This is a genomic window from Citrobacter sp. RHBSTW-00029 (assembly GCF_014104295.1).
GTDB classification, from domain to species: domain Bacteria; phylum Pseudomonadota; class Gammaproteobacteria; order Enterobacterales; family Enterobacteriaceae; genus Citrobacter; species Citrobacter youngae.
The window spans coordinates 3,172,537-3,194,041 of record NZ_JABXRT010000001.1; the positions used below are offsets into that span (position 1 = coordinate 3,172,537).

General features: G+C 49.7%; 18 protein-coding genes and 1 tRNA gene. 10 read left to right on the forward strand and 9 right to left on the reverse strand.

Going from position 1 to position 21,505, the window contains the following annotated elements; genetic code table 11:
- Positions 1–66 precede the first annotated feature (66 nt).
- Together HV041_RS15550 and HV041_RS15555 are read right to left on the reverse strand one after the other, a co-directional pair.
- Positions 67–1,050: an AraC family transcriptional regulator gene (locus HV041_RS15550; RefSeq protein ID WP_048212515.1), complete on the reverse strand. Its 984-nt coding sequence runs from the start codon at positions 1,048–1,050 to the stop codon at positions 67–69.
- A gap of 115 nt (positions 1,051–1,165) precedes the next feature.
- The gene (locus tag HV041_RS15555) at positions 1,166–2,071 is read right to left on the reverse strand and encodes a LysR substrate-binding domain-containing protein (RefSeq protein ID WP_121584252.1); all 906 of its coding nucleotides are present in this window, start codon (positions 2,069–2,071) and stop codon (positions 1,166–1,168) included.
- Positions 2,072–2,180: 109 nt separating this feature from the next.
- Here HV041_RS15555 and HV041_RS15560 point away from each other — a divergent pair, with 109 nt between their 5' ends.
- Positions 2,181–2,798 (forward strand): LysE family translocator, encoded by a 618-nt coding sequence (locus tag HV041_RS15560; RefSeq protein WP_121584251.1) that lies wholly within the window; start codon positions 2,181–2,183, stop codon positions 2,796–2,798.
- A gap of 405 nt (positions 2,799–3,203) precedes the next feature.
- On the opposite strand, the gene HV041_RS15565 is transcribed toward HV041_RS15560, so the two are convergent.
- The 3 genes from HV041_RS15565 to pepT all read right to left on the reverse strand — a co-directional run bounded on the left by HV041_RS15565 (position 3,204) and on the right by pepT (position 6,754).
- Positions 3,204–3,833, reverse strand: coding sequence for a DUF2913 family protein (locus HV041_RS15565; RefSeq protein ID WP_086523594.1), 630 nt, complete (start codon positions 3,831–3,833; stop codon positions 3,204–3,206).
- Between the two features lie 306 nt (positions 3,834–4,139).
- The gene (gene dcuC, locus HV041_RS15570) at positions 4,140–5,501 is read right to left on the reverse strand and encodes a C4-dicarboxylate transporter DcuC (protein WP_061067362.1); all 1,362 of its coding nucleotides are present in this window, start codon (positions 5,499–5,501) and stop codon (positions 4,140–4,142) included.
- Entirely contained in the window at positions 5,498–6,754 is a 1,257-nt protein-coding gene (gene pepT / locus HV041_RS15575; protein ID WP_061067361.1) for a peptidase T, read from the reverse strand. Before pepT ends, dcuC begins: the two co-directional genes overlap by 4 nt.
- A 1,316-nt stretch (positions 6,755–8,070) precedes the next feature.
- On the opposite strand from pepT, the gene HV041_RS15580 reads away from it, so the two are divergent.
- On the forward strand, positions 8,071–8,328 hold the full coding sequence (locus HV041_RS15580) for a YjhX family toxin (RefSeq protein ID WP_048212521.1): 258 nt from the start codon (positions 8,071–8,073) through the stop codon (positions 8,326–8,328).
- Positions 8,329–8,338: 10 nt separating this feature from the next.
- Entirely contained in the window at positions 8,339–9,085 is a 747-nt protein-coding gene (locus tag HV041_RS15585; RefSeq protein ID WP_101742735.1) for a class I SAM-dependent methyltransferase, read from the forward strand.
- A gap of 56 nt (positions 9,086–9,141) precedes the next feature.
- Here the strand turns inward: HV041_RS15585 and HV041_RS15590 are convergent, their stop codons facing one another.
- Positions 9,142–9,711, reverse strand: coding sequence for a DJ-1/PfpI family protein (locus HV041_RS15590; protein WP_048212523.1), 570 nt, complete (start codon positions 9,709–9,711; stop codon positions 9,142–9,144).
- A gap of 389 nt (positions 9,712–10,100) precedes the next feature.
- On the opposite strand from HV041_RS15590, the gene HV041_RS15595 reads away from it, so the two are divergent.
- The 7 genes from HV041_RS15595 to HV041_RS15625 all read left to right on the forward strand — a co-directional run bounded on the left by HV041_RS15595 (position 10,101) and on the right by HV041_RS15625 (position 18,697).
- On the forward strand, positions 10,101–11,213 hold the full coding sequence (locus HV041_RS15595) for an agmatine deiminase family protein (RefSeq protein ID WP_182294245.1): 1,113 nt from the start codon (positions 10,101–10,103) through the stop codon (positions 11,211–11,213).
- A gap of 140 nt (positions 11,214–11,353) precedes the next feature.
- Positions 11,354–11,890, forward strand: coding sequence for a tetratricopeptide repeat protein (locus HV041_RS15600; RefSeq protein ID WP_061067356.1), 537 nt, complete (start codon positions 11,354–11,356; stop codon positions 11,888–11,890).
- A gap of 208 nt (positions 11,891–12,098) precedes the next feature.
- Entirely contained in the window at positions 12,099–13,751 is a 1,653-nt protein-coding gene (locus tag HV041_RS15605; protein WP_165712964.1) for a sensor histidine kinase, read from the forward strand.
- A complete protein-coding gene (locus tag HV041_RS15610) occupies positions 13,744–14,439 on the forward strand; it encodes a response regulator (protein ID WP_061067355.1) in 696 nt (231 codons plus the stop codon). The genes HV041_RS15605 and HV041_RS15610 overlap by 8 nt, the downstream gene beginning before the upstream one ends.
- Before the next feature lie 260 nt (positions 14,440–14,699).
- A complete protein-coding gene (locus HV041_RS15615; RefSeq protein WP_121584249.1) occupies positions 14,700–15,788 on the forward strand; it encodes an ABC transporter substrate-binding protein in 1,089 nt (362 codons plus the stop codon).
- Between the two features lie 76 nt (positions 15,789–15,864).
- Positions 15,865–17,634: an iron ABC transporter permease gene (locus tag HV041_RS15620; RefSeq protein ID WP_121584248.1), complete on the forward strand. Its 1,770-nt coding sequence runs from the start codon at positions 15,865–15,867 to the stop codon at positions 17,632–17,634.
- Positions 17,627–18,697, forward strand: a complete 1,071-nt coding sequence (locus HV041_RS15625) for an ABC transporter ATP-binding protein (RefSeq protein WP_121584247.1) — start codon at positions 17,627–17,629, stop codon at positions 18,695–18,697. The genes HV041_RS15620 and HV041_RS15625 overlap by 8 nt, the downstream gene beginning before the upstream one ends.
- Positions 18,698–18,851: 154 nt before the next feature.
- Here HV041_RS15625 and HV041_RS15630 read toward each other — a convergent pair.
- The 3 genes from HV041_RS15630 to HV041_RS15640 form a co-directional block, all read right to left on the reverse strand.
- A tRNA-Thr gene (locus tag HV041_RS15630) sits at positions 18,852–18,927 on the reverse strand.
- Between the two features lie 165 nt (positions 18,928–19,092).
- Positions 19,093–19,557, reverse strand: coding sequence for an isoprenylcysteine carboxylmethyltransferase family protein (locus tag HV041_RS15635; protein ID WP_121584246.1), 465 nt, complete (start codon positions 19,555–19,557; stop codon positions 19,093–19,095).
- A gap of 192 nt (positions 19,558–19,749) precedes the next feature.
- Positions 19,750–21,198: an EAL domain-containing protein gene (locus tag HV041_RS15640; RefSeq protein WP_121585463.1), complete on the reverse strand. Its 1,449-nt coding sequence runs from the start codon at positions 21,196–21,198 to the stop codon at positions 19,750–19,752.
- Positions 21,199–21,505: the final 307 nt, after the last annotated feature.

A 21,505-nucleotide genomic window follows, 5' to 3' on the forward strand; every position in this document is an offset into this window, starting at 1 on the left:
ATGCCAGGTTGCGTATGCGCAGCGCCAAATTATGAATCAGCTTCGCGCATAAAACGGGAAAATGGATTAGCAAAGTTTGAGAACATCACCAGGCGGGAAGCCATAGCGACGACGAAAAGCGGTAGAGAAGTTAGTTGCGTGCTGATAACCCGACATCCAGGCCGCCTGCTGTACGCTGTATCCTTCCAGTAAATAGCCGCGCGCACGTTCCAGACGGCAGTCGCGCAGGTAGTCAAAAACGGAGCAGCCATATGCCGCACGGAACTTGCTGCGCAAACTGCTGGGGCTCATCGCTGCGCGCTGCGCCAGCTCGTTAAGCGTGTAGTCATTTTCAGGGGATTGCTCCAACAGACGGCGCACCCTTTCCAGCCGCTGCTGTTCGCCACTGGCGGCGAGGCATTTGCCGCTTTCCACCTGACAAACGCTGAGACCGTGACCAAATAATTGTAAAATCAGTCCTTCCAGCATCAACTGGCGGGAAACATGGCTAAGTGAGCCCTGCTGCGCATACTGTAATCCGCTGAGTAAAAACCCCGGCACCTGCCAAATAAGCGTTGGCGTCTGACAGTTTTCCCACTCACGCATGAGGGATTCAAGTAATCCTTTGCGCCATGCTCCGTCAGGATACAACCCGAGTGATAGCGTCCGTAGCTTGCAGTCGGCAGGGTGACGGGCGCTCATTGCCTGGCGTTCACTCAGACGCGAACTAAACGCCATGCCGGAACGTACCACATGTTCCTGCCCGTTGAGCGTCAGTATCACGCAACCTTCCAGCACCACCAGCATATACAAGGGGCTACTGTGCCGGGAGGTAGTTTCATACGGTTGCAGCACCTGTACATCAGAGTGTGTGACGCACATCCCGCAAGGGAGCATCATCTCCTCTACTTCCCCTTGCAATACAGCACTGGAACACGGAAGACCCGTTTTTTGCGCCAGCAACGGAAAACGGTAATCGATCCCGTAACGCTCACCAAAGTCCCTAAACTCACTGACGGAGAAGGTGCGGGTAAAACGTCCGGATGTATTCTGGATGGTGGTGTTGTTCATGCTGTCTTCTGCACAAGAAATGGAATTTGCAACGTACGATGGGTGGCAACATTACCATTACCCGCACAACACAACAATAATAATGAGAATTGTTATCAATATGGTGTTCTGCGGGTTACTCCAGCCAGAGCAGTTCTGCTATGTCAGCCTCAGGCGCAGCTTCTTTTAACCAGCGATACAGCAACTCAATATTTCGAAGCCGGGTTGACGCTTTTGGCCAGACGAGATAATAACCGTCCCCTGTCGCGACCACCTGTTTAAACGGTAACGCCAGCATCCCACTCTCAATAGCCGTCAGGCTTAATAGCAGATCGGCGACCGCTACCCCATGCCCGCTCATTGCCGCAAGACTCCCCTGCTCCAGGGTGTCGAACACGTTGCCACGTGCCAGGTTCAACGCAGGAAACGCCCCGGTACGCTGCAGCCAGCGACGCCAGTCGCGGCGATCGGCGGAAGGATGAATCAATTCACAGGCGGCGATATCACTTTGCGCCTGAGCCTGCAACGCAGGCGCACAGACCGGGATTAGCCACTCCTGAAACAGCAAACGACTGTCCGTATCCTCGCCAAAATAACCATTCCCCAACAGGATTGCACAGTCATACGGTTCGCGACTGAATGCGACGGAATCGGTGTCCATCCACACACTGGAGATTTCAATCACCGGCGTTGGATGGGCTTCCCGGAAATGCCGCAGCACATCCAGCAGCCAGCGCATGGTCAACGTTGAGGGTGCTTTCAACCGCAGCTCATGACTGCTGCTACGAAAAGCATGGCAGGCATGTTCTAAACTCTGAAACCCAGCCGTCAACTGCTGTGCTAACCCTTGGCCAGAAGGTGTTATCTCGATACGCGGGCCGCTGCGGATAAATAGCTCACAGCCAAACCAGGCTTCCAGCGTGCGAATATGACGGCTTACCGCGCCCGGAGTCACGTTAAGTTGAATAGCTGCTTTGCTGAACGATCCCAGACGAGCTGCGGCTTCAAAAGCCCTCAGGGCATACAACGGAGGTAGCGTCATCATCGGCTTCTATGTTGAGTTTTACTCACAGTAGAGCGCAGTTTTATTCGTTTTTCAATGTGACACGCAAGCGGAATACTGATGAAAAATAACGTCAGGATCATCAGATATGAATCTCGCTTTACTGGCTGTATACAGCCTCTCGGTGCTAACACTGTTGCTAACGCCTGGTCCTGTTGTGGCACTGATTACCGCGACGGCGGCACAGTACGGCTATCGCCAGGCCTTTATGACGCTATGCGGAACTAACGGTGCTTCATTGCTCTTGCTTGCGATCGCTGCGCTGATGCTGGCGGGGGTGGTATCACTCTCTCCTCTGCTGCTGTGTGTGTTGGGTCTCGCCGGATCGCTGTATATCGGCTATAGCGCGTTTTGCAGTCTGTGGGCAAGAAATCAAGCCGCCTGCGAAGACTCTCGCCAGCCGTCTCATGGGGGATTTATCAACGGTTTTCTGATTGGCGTATCAAACCCGAAAGATATTCTGTTTTTCGTTTCATTCTTTCCACAGTTCATCACCATTACACATAATTTCGCCACCAGCATGCTGATACTCACGCTGGTATGGATCATTTTTGACGTTGCCGTTCTGTCATTTTATATCGTGATTTTCAAACGCTGGATGCCCACGCGGTTTGTCAGATACAGCGTTTTTATCTCATCCCTGTTCCTGCTGGCGGTAGCGGTGTTTGGCATTATCTATAACACCAATGCAATACGAATGTTGTAGCCCGCATAATCAGGTCATGATGATTTTACCGATGTCTGATGTAATTTATCGGTGTTAATATTCAGCACATCAGAGAATATATACCGTAATATTTCCCCGACTTTCTGCCGGAACTCTGACCCAGGATAATGCGTCAACCGTGATAATCGCCATTTCATTTTCCAACCTTAGCAGGGGAGTCTTGTCGTCAGGAACAGATGAACTTTCGCATATTTCGATTACCCCTCGAAAAGCGATGAACACGCGGTCAGGAACATCAGATAACTTTATCCATTCAGTCGTGATCGTTAACTTTCGCGTAAACATCCCCAATCCCTCTATCGCGATTTATATCTCAGAATGTAAAATCTGGCTACAACAACGTATTATGACTGGCAAATTTCATTTATGTATCGCCAGTGTTCATCACCCATCCAGATTAAAATAAAAGTAGTAAAACTCATTTGAAGTATGCTTTACAAACTCAACCGGAAGATTATTTTTGATGAACAGCGACTTTGCAAATTCGACATCACCATAAACCCGAAGACAGAAAGGTTTTAATATCTCGCCCTGAGTACCAAAGCACTCCTGAAGTCGGGTGTCATCCATAAAAATAAAATTGCCTTTGCGAACCTTAACATCTTCACTCAAATCACGCCATTTCCCGGGTGTGAGAAGAAAACTCTCCCAGCCATTATTCCTTAGATTTTCAATAACATGAGTAAATTTAAAATAGTAACTCTGCATTGTGACATCACCACTTGATGTAGCATATAAATACTCTATCTTAAATTTAAGTTGGGCATTAATGCTTTTCCTTTTCCCCTCTTCTATTAACCACTGAAGTTCGTTGGCGATAGTTTTTGAAAATATCTTCCTTTTTTTCGCAATCGCCAGCCAGTTCATAATGAAGAGATGCTCTGATATTTTAGAGTAAATCTTTTGGTCCTGTATTGCGATACCCACGGCAACTAATGCACTCCAGGTAAACGTTTCAAGTTCATCCTGGTAATTGTGCCTCGATGCGCTGATCTTTCCTAAATCACTGACCACTTAAAACCCACCCAGATAAATCGTTATCACATTTGGACTTGGCATCACTTCATTTAAAAAACTACTACAATTAAAACCAGCATAATATGATCCAGATTAATTAATTCTCACGTATAAAAAACGCCAGATTAACATATTACCTTCCTTAATTATTCATCTATATACGATACCGTGGTAGAACAATAAGAATAATGCGATAAAGATGAAAACAAATAATAACTTATGACAACCAGTTTTATTTGAGATTATAAATAACATTATCAAGCAAACCTCCGTGCCCCGGAGGTTTGCTTGCAGCAGTTACGACTAATAGAAAATACCGATAATCAAAGTATGGGTGACAAAGCCCACAATAAGCGGTACAGCAGTACGTTTAACTACATCGAAAGGTGTAATTTTTGCCCCACTTGAAACCGCAATAACAACACCGGATACCGGCGAAATAGCCCGCCCCATATGTGATGCCTGCTGCATAGGTAGGATCATAGCAACCGCGTTAGCGCCCATGCTCGCGGCAATTTGTGGGATTAACTCAACAAATGCCAGGAATGGCGCATTCCCCGAGCCCATAATAATTGCTGCCGCAAGCGTCACCAGCGCAAAGACGACGGCCATCGCAAAGGGTGGTAATCCGACATGTTCTGCCATCAAAATTAACTGATCAATGGCACCAATGACTTTGATGCCATGCGCGAAAACTCCGGCTGCGACCAGCAGGCCCACAACACCGGTAAACGCCGCGCCCATTCCTTTCAGAAAATGGCTGAACCCTTCACACACCGACTTTAAATCACGCGCTCGTATCCATTCAATCAGCATACAAATAGCCATTGCGATAAGCACGATGGTGATTATGTTTAGATTAATTCCACTGACAAACATCGCGGATGATCCTACCGCCATCAGTATAGGCAGCATGGGAAGCACAGCATAAAAAGCCGGCGCCTTTCCTGAATCGACAATCTCAGCGCTCCCGATTTCCCGAGGTAACGTCCCCGCGTTGCGATCGCAATGACGTTGCCAGAAAAAATGGCAAACGCCGACAACCAGTACGGTTGCAAGCGCTGCTGGCCCCTGGTGGTAAACAACGTATTCCACCACATCCATATTGACTGCTTTCGCTCCCCTGATGGCATCAATCGCTGTTGGGGTGTATGCCACCCCCAGCGAGGTGGCGATGACCCCGGCGGCCGAAGCCGCAGAGAGCCCCAGGCCCAGCATAATCGGGAACATTGTCCCCATCAGTAACACGGCAAGCCCGGTCGCTGAAGGGATGGCCAGTTGCAGGAGACTGGCAAGCAGGTAGGAAAAAAACAGCAGAATATAAGGAGATCGCAGTGCCCGTAACGGTTTCGTCACCACGCGCACCACCGCTTCATTTGCCCCGATATGATCCATGTAGTGAGCAAATCCCATCAACGCCATGATCATCAGACCGAGATCGGCTGCACGTGTGCTGAACAGATCGCGCATAACTTCAAATGGATCGAGAAAAGCAATCCCGGTACTGGCAACCCCCTTCGGCAATACGGAGCCCCATCCGGTTAATCCGGTACAAATCATTAGCACCAGACCCGCGATAAATAACACGGGTTCGGCCCGGTACCCCTTCAGGATCAGACGAGCGACCACAACGATAACCAGAAGGGCAATTATTACCTGAATCATGACTGAGTTCTCCCTTCGGCGAACTCAGCGTAGGTTTCTTCAATAACTGCGACCACAACATCACTGGCTGCCCGTAGCGATCGCACCGGCAAGTATTCATAAATTGAATGGAAATTATGCGCACCGGTAAAAATATTCGGACACGGTAACCCTTTCTGCGACAGAACCGCGCCATCATACCCGCCACGCATGGCGACAGGTTGCGGAGTGATTCCGCATTTCTGATAAGCACGCATAGCAATATCAATAGGATAATGCGAATCGCCCTGCAGGCTATTAAACACATTCGCATAGCGATCGGTTAAATGGCAGACCACGCTATTTTCGCCCCATAGTGCACAGGCACTTACTGCAAGCTGGCGAATAAATGCCATACGGGACTTATAACCTTCTTCACTAAAGTCGCGAATATCCAGTTTCAGTACGGTACGGGCACTGTTACCCTGCAGCTGTTTTACCCAGTAATATCCTTCACGACCTTCCGTATATTCAGGTGCTTCTCCGCCCGGCAGCATCGCAATAAACTTATGCGCCATCAGCAGAGAATTCTTCAGTTTACCTTTAGCTGACATTGGGTGCGCAGATTGACCGGTGAAGATAATTTCCGCATCGCCTGCATTCCAGTTTTCATAGACAAACTCACCTATGCCGCAGCAATCTAGGGTATAGCCAAAATTTGCGCCAAACGCGGCAACATCAAAAGCTTTGGCACCCCGTAGCCCCTGCTCTTCATCAGGAACAAAACCGACCTTCACCGGTCCATGTTTAATCTCCGGATGTGCAACCAGATACTGTATGGCATTCATGATGGCAGCGATGGCAGCTTTATCATCAGCACCTAACAGGCTGGTTCCATCCGTCACGAGCAGGTCATCACCGATATAGTTTTTCAGTTCTGGAAATTCACTTTCGCGCAGATAGATATTATGTTCTTTGTTCAGGCATAAATCGCCACCGCTATAGTGAAGGCGTTGCGCATGCGTGTCTGCAGTCTGTTCGGCACTGGTATCCAGATGTCCAAAAAAGGAAACGACAGGAATATTATCGTCAGTATTTCCAGGTAATGTTGCCGTTACAATCGCCGTATCCCTGACTTCAATGTTTTGCATCCCTAATACTTCAAGCTCTGCTGCGAGCAGTTTTGCCAGCACCATTTGGCCTGGGGAAGACGGCATGATGCCATTTGCGCCATTTTCCCGTGAGGTTGTGGTATTGATTTTGGTGTAGTTAATAAAGCGTTCAACAATATCCATTGTGGGACATCCTTTAATGTTTCATTCATGGGGTACTGCGAGGAGATACCTGCATGCAGCGAGAGAGGGATACATCTGAAGTGTCAAATAAAATCAGCGCTCATCCCAGACCACTGATCTCATGAGTGTTCTGACAACGATTTATATTAAGGAAGATAAAAAACCGATCGTTATGCTTGTAATCAAAAATCGCCTTTTTGATGATCACATCATATTCCCTGCTTGTTTTTACGACTATTTTACATGGTGTTAAGCTAACAGAAGCCATAACAGTTTCCGTCTACCCAAGAGATAATGGAAATCATTTAAGTCTCCATATCCTATAAAGACACAAGGCAAACCATCGCTATATTTTTTTAATGAACGAATACCATTACAGCTACGTGCAACCGTTTGCACTTCTCTAGAAATAGCCATTTAGTGCATTAAAATCCATGAGCAAGGTCACATTTATCCCAACGACAAGAAAAACATATCACGCTGAAAAACAGACAATTATAAGCGCCACTATACTATACCCTGGTAAACAGAGGGATAGCTGAACAATTCATTACGGAATAGAAACGCCGCGGTACTATTATAAAATCATGATATCCGGCATCATTAGTCATAGTAGCTATAATAACACCTGGCACGGTGTTAAATTATTATTAATAGGTGCTACCCGATGAATTACAGGTAAAAAAACCTCTACCCTGAGAAGAGATACAGAGTAGAGGAAATACGGGTGTAAAGGACATACTTATAATTTTAATGATAACAGAAGAGTCTCTTGCAGAAACAAGTATACACATTTCTCACCATAGAGAGAATTCTTAAACAGAAATAATTTACAGAACATCATCCTGCGATAGCTATAATAAATACTGCTTATCATAAATAAAACAATCAATCCCGACACGCTTAAATCAGGCTAATATATTAGCGTGTAATATAAGAACGAAGAGTGCAGAATAACTCAAATTCATATTTCCTAAAGCCATTTAACTATAAAATATTTTAATGATTTAATATGTTAATAACATTACAACAATTTAAAGCTATTCGATGCGACGGGATGTCCTTCCAGGCCATTTTTCCGTTGCGGGTCACACTTTTACTGGCGCAAGATTCCCATCCAACATTCCACTGCTATCATACACCGTGTAAATACCTTTCAACTCAACCCGAGGCTTTGATGCTGGAGAATGTCATCATCAGATAATCAGTTTGCCGACCTTATCAGGCCGGACTGGTTATCAATGCGCTGAAATCGAATGCGGACACCGCTGTGTGTTTGCACGTTTTGCACATGATGATTAAACAGGTTTCCCAGTATGAATTTATCCCGTCAGGAACAACGTACCTTACACGTTCTCGCCAAAGGTGGCCGCATTGCGCACGTCCGCGACAGCGCTGGCCGCGTCACATCCGTTGAATGTTATAGCCGTGAAGGATTGCTGCTCTGCGACTGCACGCTTGAGGTGTTTAAAAAGCTCAGAACCAAAAAGTTGATCAAATCCGTCAATGGTCAGCCCTACCGCATCAACACCACCGGATTAAACAATGTTCGCGCCCAGTTAGATAATCGCTAAGGAGAGAGTGATGGATATTCCCAAGATTTTTACGATCAGCGAAAGCGCTCATCGCATTCATAATCCGTTCACCGCGCAAAAATATGCCACATTAGGTCAGGCGCTACGTATGACGCCAGGAACCCGTGTTCTGGATCTGGGCAGTGGTTCCGGTGAGATGCTCTGCACCTGGGCACGCGACCATGGCATTACGGGGATCGGCATTGATATGAGCCAACTGTTTAGCGCACAAGCCAGACAACGCGCGGAACAGTTGGGCCTCACCGATCGCGTGAGCTTTATCCATAACGATGCGGCAGGTTATGTCGCGGATGAAAAATGCGATATCGCTGCCTGCGTCGGCGCAACGTGGATTGCAGGCGGTGTCGCCGGGACAATCACGCTGCTGGCAAAGAGCCTCAAACCTGGCGGAATCATCGTGATCGGTGAACCGTACTGGCGTCAAATGCCCGCCGCAGAAGATATTGCCCAGGCATGCGGAGCCGACTCGGTGGCCGATTTTCTTTCCCTTGCCGACCTCGTTTCGTTTTTCGACAAACTGGGCTACGACCTGGTTGAAATGGTGCTGGCAGACCAGGAAGGCTGGGATCGATACGAAGCCGCTAAGTGGTTGACGATGCGTCGATGGCTGGAGGCGAACCCAAATGATGACTTTGCGCAGGAAGTCAGAGAGCAACTGAGGACGTCACCGGGACGCCATGTCACCTTCACCCGGGAATATCTCGGCTGGGGAGTATTCGCACTCATGCAACGGTAATTTTTTGCAGTCGGTATAGCCGGATGGGTTATACCGACCTGCAAAGCCGGTACCCGTTACTTCATTAATACTTCAACAAATTTAGCCAACCAGGCAGGATGAGCAGGCCATGCCGGCGCGGTAATCAGATTACCGTCGACGTGCGCCTGGTCAATCCCGATATCGGCATAATGCCCACCGCTCAACCGAACTTCTGGCGCACACGCTGGATACGCGCTGCAGGTCCGGTTTTCTAACACTCCGGCTGCCGCCAGCAGTTGCGGGCCATGACACACCGCGGCGATAGGTTTACCCGCAGAGTTAAAGTCTTGTACCAGTTGAATGACATCCGGATTCAGACGTAAATACTCCGGCGCCCGCCCGCCAGGGATCAACAAGGCATCATAATCCGCCTCGCGCGCATCAGAGAAATTCGCATTCAAGGTGAAGCGATGCCCGGGTTTCTCACTGTAGGTCTGCGCCCCATCAAAATCGTGAATGGCGGTCTGAACGTAGTCACCCTGACTTTTATCCGGACAGACGGCATCCACACGATGCCCAAGCATTTGCAAAGCCTGAAAAGGCACCATCGTTTCATAATCTTCGACATAATCTCCGACCAGCATCAGTATCTTCTTCATGCACATCCCCCACTCACGGTTATTAATGATGAGAAATAACGGCCATCTTTACTATAGTCCACACGGTTCATGGCATTAATAAATACAACAGAACAACCGGCCAGATCACAATCCGCGACAAGGCCCGTCAGACGAGGCTTCAGAGCCAACGGCGTGACACATGTTCATGCTGATAAATATAAATTATATATAGTTGAGAAATTTTAATAGTAGTCAATTTCACTCATAATATAAAACTAAGAGATTGCAACGAATATCTCCTGTGCTATATTCCGCATGAAACTTACCCGCAATCAATTTATTTATTATTCAATATTTAAAATACGCAGAACATTAATTATCTATTATTATTTTATTCATCCAATATCAGATAAATATACGCAAAGGTTAATCCCATGATAACAAGACGTTCATTTGTCAGGCAGAGCCTGGTGACGTCAACGAGTATGCTACTCGCCAGCATGACGGGTATCAGTTTAAGCCAGGTTGCCCGCGCAGCAGAGAGCCGCCGCTGTCAGATGCCGGATGAAGGAGCACCTCATGCTGCCACCTGGATGGCGTTTGGTGCCAGTGTGGCGATCTGGGAACCTCACCTGCTTCCCGTGGTACGGAAAAATCTGGCGCTGGTCGCGAACACCATTGCCGCCTTTGAACCCGTGAATATGCTGGTGCGCGAAGAAGACCACGCGCTCGCGGCAAAACTATGTGGGCCATCAGTTAACCTGCTGGTTCATCCAATTGACGATCTGTGGATCCGCGATACCGGACCAGTATTTGTGAAAAGCCCCCACGGCATGCCCGGTGGCGTTGGATTTAACTTCAACGGCTGGGGCGAGAAGCAGGAACACGATCGCGATGCCGAAGTGGCTGAATTTGTCACAGATTATGCTAAAGCTGAATTTATCCGCTCAACCTTGATCCTTGAAGGTGGCGGGATAGAGGTAGACGGCGAAGGGACAGCCATTATTACCGAAAGTTGTGTTCTCAATCCCAACCGCAACCCGGGCGTCAGTAAAGTTGAATGTGAAGCCGAATTAAAGCGCCTGCTGGGACTGGATAAGATCATCTGGCTACCAGGTATTGCCGGAAAGGATATTACCGACGGCCATACGGACTTTTACGCCAGATTCACACATCCGGGTACGGTGGTAGCGGGTCTTGAGCAGGACCCTACATCGTTTGACTACGCTGTAACCCGGCGACATCTGGAAATCTTACGCACAGCCACAGATGCAAAAGGACGGCACCTGAACGTGATCACGCTGGAAGGACCATCAACTATTCGCCAGAGCTATGCGAACAGTGATTTTGCCGCCGGTTATATCAATTTCTATCTGTGTAATGATGCGGTCATTGCGCCGGAGTTTGGCGATAAACGCACGGACCGTAACACGCGCGATATTTTGCAGGAGCAATTTACCGGGCGTGAGATTATTCAATTGAATATCGACGGTATCGCGGCCGGTGGCGGCGGTATTCACTGTGCGACCCAGCAACAGCCGCGTTAGCGGCTACTCCTTCTTTGCTAATAAAGCGGTGTATTAAAAATAAACGGCAGGTCAATTTATAGGCATCGATAATGAATAAAGCATGGGCTGTGCGGTTTACAGCATGCAAGAACCTTCACTCATACCGAGAGGACAGGACCATGAAGATGCACGCCATGACGAAAATACTGCCGTTGATTTGCCTGATCTCAGGCGGGCTGCTCTACTCCGCTGCAGCCAGCGCCATGGGAAATGACGATACCACCACACCAACATGCCCGAAGGGTCAGGTTTACGACAACAAAACCCAAAAATGTTTGCCCGAAAAAAGCAGCATGATCGACGATCAGGATAAAACGCAGTATGCGTATCACCTGGCGAAAACCGGCCATTATCAGGATGCCATCAATTTACTCGATACCTTACAGCAGCCCAATACGCGTGAAGCCTGGAACTATCGAGGCTACGCGACACGCAAGCTAGGGCGTACGGATGAAGGGATAAGTTACTACCAACGATCGATTGCCCTTGATCCGCACTATGCGAAAGTACGCGAATATCTTGGGGAAGCATGGATGGTTAAAGGCCGCCCCGACCTGGCGAAAGCGGAGCTGGCAACCATTAAGAATATCTGCGGCACCCAATGCGAAGAGTATCGCGATCTGAAAGCCGCGATCGACGGACACCCAGAGTCATAGACCGGAAGATCCAAAAAAATCACCGTCAACGATGCGCATTTTCAATGGATACAGCCGTTGGATCGCATCGTCGACATACCGTTTATTGCCTCAGAAATTCGCGGAGAATGTAGGCAGTTCACAACTCTGTCGTCCCTCGATTACGGTTCGTATTTTCGCATGATAGGCTTTTCAGATGACCCTTTCTGCTCTGGCCGCTGCGGACTACATGAAACTCAGATTGCCCTTTCAGGTAAAGCTGTTCCTCTCGCTGGTGGCTTTTTCCTGCCTTCTGCTGGCGCTGCTTGGCGTATTGCTGTTTCACTTTATCGACCGTCAGTTGCACCACGATTTGGGCCAACGCGCGCGAGTACAGGCCAGCGAAATTGCCCTGATTCCCGGTCTGGCAGAAAAAGTACAGCAGCGGGATATTCCTGGTATCGCACAACTGATTCAGCCGCTGCGCGCCGAAAGCGACGCCAGCTATATTGTGATTGGTGATGCGCGTGAACAGCATCTTTACCACTCAGAATCCCCGGAGCGCCTTAACCTGCCGATGATCGGCGGCGACAATGCTGATGTACTGAAGGGCAAAACCATTATCACTGTGCGTAAAGGTGGGATCGGTGTCTCGTTACGCAGTAAAGCACCTATTTTCGATAGCCATCATCAGGTAATCGGCATTGTCTCCGTCGGTTACCTCACCTCCTACATCGCCAATATCAACGCCCGCCTGCTGTGGCGCACCGGAATGTACGGCCTTGCCCTGCTGCTGCTGCTGTTTATTTTTTCCTGGTTACTGACCCGTACGCTGAAAAAACAGATGTTCGGCCTGGAACCCAAAGATATCGCCCAGTTGGTGCTACAGCAAAAAGCGCTGCTGGAGGCCATGTACGAAGGAGTCTTTGCGGTCAATGCCGATAAACAGCTCATCCTCATCAATCGTGCCGCCCGGGAGATGCTCAATATTCGCCAGAGTGAACAAGCGCTGCTCGGCAAGCCATTGGATGAGGTGATTCAACTGCCGCCGTCATTTTTCGCGCCTGGCAATACCGCTTATGACAGCCGCCATCACGATCATATTACCGTCCTGAATCAACGGGAAACCATCGTCAACCGCGTGGCTATTGAAGTCGAGCCGGGCACCCAAAGCGGTTGGGTATTCAGCTTCCGCGATAAGAACGATATCAATACGCTCAGCAGTCAACTCAGCCAGGTGACCCGCTATGCCGATAACCTGCGCATCATGCGCCACGAGCAGCTCAACTGGACGGCGACGCTCGTCGGTCTGCTGCAGATGCAGCGCTATGACGATGCGCTGCGTTATATTCAGGTACAGTCAGAGGGGGCCCAGCGGGTGCTGGATTTCCTCTCCAGGCAGTTTGTCTCTCCGGCGCTGTGCGGCCTGCTGCTGGGGAAATATGTCGGTGCCCGCGAGAAAGGTGTTGAGCTGGTTTTCGACCCTGCCTGTCAGCTCTCGCGCCTACCGGAAGGGCTGAGCGAAACGGAGCTGATGTCAGTAATTGGTAATCTGGTGGACAACGCTGTCGATGCCACGTTGAAAACGCCAGCACGTACCGCGCCGGTGGAAGTGTATATATCGGATCGCAACCACGAACTGGTGATTGAAGTGGCTGACCGGGGCTGTGGCGTTGATGAGGCCATGAAGCCGCATATTTTTGAGCAAGGCTTTACCAGTAAACCCACTGACAGCAGTGAACTCACCGGTTCAGAACATGGTATTGGCCTGTACCTGGTCGCGGGCTACGTTCGTCGGGCTGGTGGCAGCATCGAAATAAGCGATAACATCCCGCAGGGTACCGTATTTTCGGTTTTCATCCCGTTCCAGATTTCTCTTTCGACAGGACCTTCCCATGACTGATATCCGCCCTCTTGAGGTTGTTATTGTTGAGGATGAGCCACATCTCGCACAGTTGCATCGGGAGTTTATTGAGCAAAACTTCCATCTGCGCATCGTGGGAATCGCGGGATCGCTGGAACAGGCCCGCGAACTGATCCTCCTTCATCAGCCACGTCTGCTGCTGCTGGACAACTATTTGCCGGACGGTCAGGGCGTTGAGCTTATTGATAGCCCGCTGCTCAAACAGTTTGAGTGCTCGGTGATATTCATCACCGCCGCCAGCGATATGCAAACCTGCAGCCATGCTATGCGCAGCGGCGCGTTTGACTACCTGCTAAAACCCGTATTTTCCCACCGTCTGCGGGCCTCGCTGGAGCGCTTTATGCTGCTGGAGCACACGCTGCGGCAGGTGAAAGTGGTGGATCAGCACGCGCTGGATAAGCTGTTCAATTTGCCTGCCGGGGAGGCTGCGGGGCAGCCGTCGACCAAGGGGATTGAGCCTGCGACGCTGGCGCGGGTGCAGCGGATTTTTAGCGATCATCCGGCGGTGAGTTGGTCGGTTGAGCAGGTGGTCGAGGAGGCGGGGATCAGTAAAACGACGGGGCGTCGGTATCTGGAGTACTGCGTGGAGATTGGGTTTGTTGTGATTGAGATTCAGTATGGGAGTATTGGGCATCCGCGGCGGTTGTATCGGAAGGGGGCTGACTGACAACTCCGTAGGCCGGATAAGCGAAGCGCCATCCGGCAGTGTTCCGTATAGTGCCGGATGGCGCTTCGCTTATCCGGCCTACAACGGTGAGCATTCCATTCTCTCAAATCCCCGCGCTCACGGTTTCTATGGTGTTAATTACCGAAACAACGCCAACAATCACATTTCCACCAGCCGGCTCTCTCTCCCCTCTTGTCTCTCCCCTCCCATCCGCTATGTTGATTTTTAGTTCCCAAAGTGTAACCAGAAGGTTAATAATAATGACGAACACATTCCGCATCTCTCTGATCTCTGCTGCTGTTTTCATGTCGTTTTCTGCCCTGTCCGCGCTACCGCAGGGGTATCCGGCTGACTACCAAAAGGTGGTTGATGCCGCCACCAAAGAAGGCAAAGTCGTGGTTTACTCCACAACGGATACCAAAGCGGCGGGGCCGCTGATTCAGGGCTTTGAAGCCACCTATCCGGGCATCAAAGTTGAATATAACGATATGAACAGCACCGAGCTGTATAACCGTTATATCAGCGAACAGGCTGCTGGCGGCGGCAGCGGTGACGTCATCTGGAGCTCCTCCATGGATACCGCGATGAAGCTCGCGACCGATTATGCGATGGAGTATGTTTCAGCAGAGCAGAACCAACTGCCGAAATGGGCTGTCTGGCACAACAAAGCGTACGGCACCACCTACGAGCCAGTGGTGTTTATTTACAACAAGCGCCTCATCCCAGCGAACGAGGTTCCGGATTCTCACGCCGCGCTGGCAAAGCTGATTGCAGGCCAGGTGGATAAATTCAAAAGCAAAGTCACCACCTACGATATCGAAAAATCCGGGGTTGGCTTCATGCTATCGGTGCTGGATTACAAGGCCGATCCGAACTACTTCAAAACATTGGCCGACGTGGCGAAAGGCGGGTTAGCCGTGCAATCGTCCACTGGTACGATGATGGAGAGGGTTTCATCGGGTGAAAACCTGATTGGTTATAATATCCTCGGCTCTTACGCCGAAGCGCGTGCCAAAAACGCCCCGTCACTGGGCATCTCCTATCCGAAGGACTACACCCTGGTGCTGTCACGAGTTTCTTTCATCAGCCAGCAGGCTGAACATAGCAATGCCGCCAAACTGTGGCTGGACTATGTGCTGTCTGAAAAAGGGCAAAACATACTCGCCAACCAGGCCGATATTCCCTCTATCCGTAACGACATCGAAGGTAAAAATGACATCGACGGAATGACCCAAATGCTGGGTAGCGCGCTGAAGCCGATCCCGGTTGATGAGTCATTACTTGAATACCTGCAACCGAAAAAACGTCTGGACTACATCAAACAGTGGCGTGAAGCCGCGGCCAAATAAGAGCCAGAACCAGGCGTACGGTTCACTGGTGCGCCTGGTACTTGCTTCCTGAATTCGTGTTACCGGATCTCCGCTTATGAATGCATTACGCAGAAAGTGGCAAAGCTTGCCGCGCGGCATCGTCGTGCTGTTAACCGCGCTGGTTATCTACACGCCATTGTCGTTCATCGTGATACAAAGCTTTTTGTCCGCGCCGTTTTTCTCGCCGGCAAAGGACTGGAGCCTTGAATCCTTTGGCTTTATTTTTACCGACCCTGACTTCTATAAAGCGCTGAAAAGCGGCTTTATTCTCGCATTCGGTCTGGTCATTATCGCCATTCCGCTGGGCGGCATTCTGGCCTTCCTGATGGTGCGTACCGACCTGCCCGGCAGACGGTTAATTGAGCCATTGATCCTTGTACCTATTTTTGTTTCACCGATGGTGCTGGGTTTTGGCTATGTGGTGGCCGCAGGGCCGGTAGGCTTCCTGTCACTGTGGGTACAATCGCTGATTGGCTTCGTGCCGTGGAATATCTACGACATGTCGAGCATCGTGGTGATTGCGGGTCTGACGCACGTGCCGCACGCCTACCTCTATATCTCGTCGGCGCTGCGCAGCGTGAGCTCAGACGTGGAGGAAGCCGCGCGTATCTCCGGCGCTTCCCCGCTACAGGTGATGACCTCGGTCAGCCTGCCGATGGTTCGCCCCTCGATTCTGTACGCCGTTGTGCTGCTGTTTTTCCTCGGTCTGGAAGTCTTTGGTCTGATGCTGGTGCTGGGCGATCCGGAAGGCAACATGGTGCTGGCGACCTACCTGTACCAACTGACCAATAAACTGGGTACGCCGTCGTATCACCTGATGGCGGCGGTCGCGGTGGTGCTGATTTGTCTGACCATCCCACTGGTCATGCTACAACGTCGCCTGATGCGTACCGCTAACCGCTTCGTCACCATGAAGGGTAAAGCCTCGCAGGCCCGCGCGCTGCCGCTGGGTAAATGGCGCTGGATAGCGGGGGCTGTGGTGGCGTTCTGGCTAACCATCACCATTGGCGTGCCGCTAATGGGCGTGGTGCTGCGTGCGTTTATCTCCAACTGGGGCGTAGGCGTTTCGCTGTGGGATGAGCTGTCGCTTAGCACCTTTCGCACCATCTGGGAACAGCCGAACCTGTTGCGGGCCATCGTCAACTCCATGGCGATTGGCGTAATAGGCGGCGCACTGGCGGTAGGTTGCTATCTGTTTATTGGTATCGCGATGCACCGCAAGCCGGATAACACCACGCGTTTTCTCGACTACAGCGTGCTGGTGCCCCGTGCGGTGCCGGGCCTGCTCGCGGGTCTGGCGTTTTTGTGGGTGTTTCTGTTCTTACCGATGTGGCTCGATAACGCGCTGAAATCCGGCTGGTTATCCGGCATGCCGTGGTCGCAGTGGTTGCGAGACACGCTGATTGTCTGGCTGCGCTCGCTGCGTAGCACCATTTTCAGCGTCTGGCTGGCGTATACGGTGGTGTGGATGGCCTACGGCCTGCGCCTCATCTCCTCAACGTTGCTACAAGTGGGGCCAGAGCTGGAGGAAGCGGCACGCAGCACCGGTGCGACGCGTGGCCAGATTACCCGCCACGTTACCATTCCGCTTTCGCGTTATGGGCTGATTGGCTCATGGCTGCTGATGTTCCTGATCTTTGAGCGTGAGTATTCCACGGGCGTCTATCTGCTGTCGCCGGGTACGGAAACCATCGGCTCGATGCTGGTATCTCTGTGGGCGGCAGGTGCTATCGACATCGTCGCAGCACTCTCGTTTATCAATATTCTGTTGGTGGTGGTGGGCCTGGGTATTGCCCTACGTTTTGGAGTGAAATTACATGATTGAATTATCGGTCGAGAACCTGCACTTAACCTACGGTGATAATCCGGTGCTAAAGGGCGTGACCATGGACCTCAAACGGGGCGAAGTGGTTTCGTTACTCGGGCCGTCCGGGAGCGGTAAAACCACCCTTCTGCGCGCGGTGGCCGGGCTGGAAAAACCGACACAAGGGTCAATTACCATCGGCAACAACAAGGTCTACGACGGCACCCCGCGCAGCGAAATCCCCGCCGAAGAGCGTAATCTGGGGCTGGTATTCCAGTCCTATGCCTTGTGGCCGCATAAAACCGTATTTGAGAATGTGGCCTACCCGCTGAAGTTGCGCAAAGTCTCCACCGCAGAGATCAACCAACGGGTACAGGGTGTGTTGGATCAACTGGGCCTGGGACATCTGGGTAAGCGCCATCCGCATCAACTTTCTGGCGGCCAGCAACAGCGCGTAGCGATTGGCCGGGCGCTGGTTTATAACCCACCCGTGATCCTGCTCGATGAGCCATTATCCAACCTTGATGCAAAACTGCGGGAAGAAGCGCGCGTATTCCTGCGTGAGCTGATTATTAATCTCGGGTTGTCCGCGCTAATGGTGACGCATGACCAGGGAGAAGCGATGTCGATTTCTGACCGCATTTTGTTGCTCAACAACGGCAAAATTGAACAGCAGGGTACGCCGCAAGAGATGTATGGTTCCCCAAAAACGCTGTTCACCGCTGAGTTTATGGGCAGCAACAACCGTCTGCATGGCAAAGTCACTGACGTGCGTGACGGCAAAGCACGTATTGAAGGACGCGACTGGGTCCTGTGGGGTCAGGCGGGCGACGGCGTTCAGGTTGGCCATGAGGGCACCGCGGTGATCCGCGTTGAACGTGTGGTGCTGGCCGACGGGCCAGGCGAAAACCAGTTGGCTCTCCCGTTGCTCACCAGCATGTATCTCGGTGACCGCTGGGAGTACCTGTTCCGCACCGTGGCTGATGATTTTGTCATCCGCGCCTACGGCAACGAAGTACGCGATCCTCAGCACTGCCACCTGGCGTTACCCGAAAAACATGTTTGGGTGTTCCCAAAATCCTGATGCCAGAAGGGAGTGGCTGTCGCTGCTCCCTTTTCTGGAGGAAGGATAGCGGTAATACAGAAGATATATTTGAGTACAATGAGATGATGATGACATCAAACGGCCTGGGCCTGGTACAGGAAATGGGAAAAATCAGTCCGAGGAAATAGAGAAATGGTGCCGATAATAGGAGTCGAACCTACGACCTTCGCATTACGAATGCGCTGCTCTACCAACTGAGCTATATCGGCCCTGATAAGGACATGCCCACGAATGCGAACACGGGGTAGAAGGTTAAAACTAACCGGGCGATGCGTCAATGGCCTTGTGAATCAAACGCCTAATTTTACATCATCCGGTTTCAATTACGCACGAATCGTGTCGTGACAGGAATGCTTGTACTCGGTCGGGTATGACTATAGCCAGCGGTGAACCTGTCGCTCAAAGCGATCCCATTCCAGCCCGAAATGTTTTCGCAATTGTTCCTCTTCAAAATCAATATGCAATCTGGCAACCGCCAGCATAAACAGCGGTACAGCCACTACGCCAGCCGGACTGCCGATGAACAGAGCAAAGGCTAGCTGGAGTCCGCTCATACCAAGGTAGATCGGGTTGCGACTCCAGGCGTAACATCCGCCGGTAACAAGCGTGGTCGATTTATTTGCATGAAGCGGATTCAGGGTCGTACGTTTCATCCACATTTGCCATGCGGTATGCAGTATCATCCACAGACTGACACTGGCCAGTAATGCGCTTATCACGATATTTACCGCGCCAAATGTGAAACGTGAGCTCGCCGTCAACGCATCGGCAACGAGGAAAAGTACTAAGATGAGTGGCGGCGGAAACCAGGCTCTTAATTTTTGCAGGAAATGACGCATGGCTATGGACTAACCTCGGAAGCGGTTTGATTAACGCTGATACCGTTATAAATACCCTGTAAAAGACACATAAACAAACGATGCTTCATTCACTACAGGCTTTCGCCTTCACCAGACAGGCAGGATCTGTAGCACTAACCTCTGCAAAAATACCGGCATCAGAGGCATCCGCCCCTGATGTTCCCGACAGGTTTACGCTGAAAAAGTTGAATCCGACGCTGATTCAAACAGCCCTACAGACTGCTTGTAAAAACGCATAAAATCATCAAACATCACTGGCGGTAAAAATTGATAGCCCTGCAGGTAATCCACATTATTTTTCCCCAACCATTGCTGCTGATAGCCATATTCAACGCCTTCCGCCACCATGCGTAATCCCAGGAGCCCGGAAAGATGAATGATTGACTCGAGCATAGGGATATGTTGCTCAGCTTCTTTAATAGCCTTGATGAAAGTTTTATCAATTTTGATAACATCCAGGTCTAACTCATTGAGATAGCAGAGGTTAGCGTATCCCGTCCCAAAATCATCTAAAGCAAACAGAACTCCTCTGTTTCGCAACGATCGTATCAGCTCTTTGATGGCTGGAGTGATAGTGAGAGTCTGATTTTCGGTTATTTCAATCATTAATTTTATCGGTAGTCTTTGCGTTATCTCCATAAAATTAAGGCATTCCCAATAAAAAACGGGATTACTTAAACCTGATGGACTGACATTAAAGGAGACGAATAGTGTTTTATTTATCCCTTCGCTTCCGTCGACCAGATTACGCGCAACGGTGGTCATTAAATAGCTCGTTAACTCATTCATTAAGCCACTTTTTTCAGCCAGAGGTATAAACTCACGCTGAGAAATCGCATAATTATGGCCCTGTGGCCATCGAGCCAAAACCTCAACGCCACAGACGTCTCCATTGATATTTACGATGGGCTGAAAATAAGGAATGATTTCTTCATTCCTTATTGCCATACTCAGTCGACCAGAATCTGAGACATCATATGCTTCGCCGTAAATTGCATTCTCACCAGAATAATTGTTTGTCGGGTAACCTTCATGCAATAAATTATTCCTAGTTAAAAAAATGATGGTTTCATTAAAATGAGAAAATCCCAGGCGAGCGGTTATCCGTTCCCGATATCGATACACTGACTTAGTTGTTAGTGAGTTAGCAATACAAAAATCGTGTAATTTTTCTTTTGTGAATGATGCATACAACATTTCCTCTTCAAATTCAGTCAAATGAAAAGTAAACATTGTCGAACCTTTAGTGACCTCCACAACCTCATTGGGTGCCATTAAATTGGCTCTTAGCTGAGAAATCAATTGATCAGTTAATTCTCGTCCATTAATGAAAGCATACTCCTCGTATCCTCGATTAACAGAACGAGTTTCATTCATCCGAAGAACAATACAGTTTATGTTGATAAACTGCGTGCTATTTCTCTGAAACCATTTCCTGACCAGGAGCAATGGTAACCGGTTATCGATCACCAGCAAACAGGACGGGTGTCGTGGAATAACTGACTGCGTACCAGAAATAAATGTTCGCGCATCAACCAGTACCAGATTTGGCAGCCATGCTTTTATCCCTGAGAAAAGAAAAATATCATAACTGAGCAGAAAAACCTTTTTCATATTCATAGTTACCACCAACTTAAATTTATGGCATAGCAGGTCCCTCGTTATATACACGAGAGAATATACAACACCTTCAGCCTCCAGCAATTATAAGGCGGTTCGTGAACTAACTTTATCCATAAGTCATATCACGTAGTTTCAGATTTTATAATCACAATTATCCATATGCGTATTCCCATTAAATGGTAAATCCATTTTAAATATCGAAAAAGGAAAATTCCTAATTTTCACCAGTACAAATCCTTTTACTCATTTTCACCACAAGGCAAAATAAAAGACTACAAACATGAGAAACAACAAAACATACAAC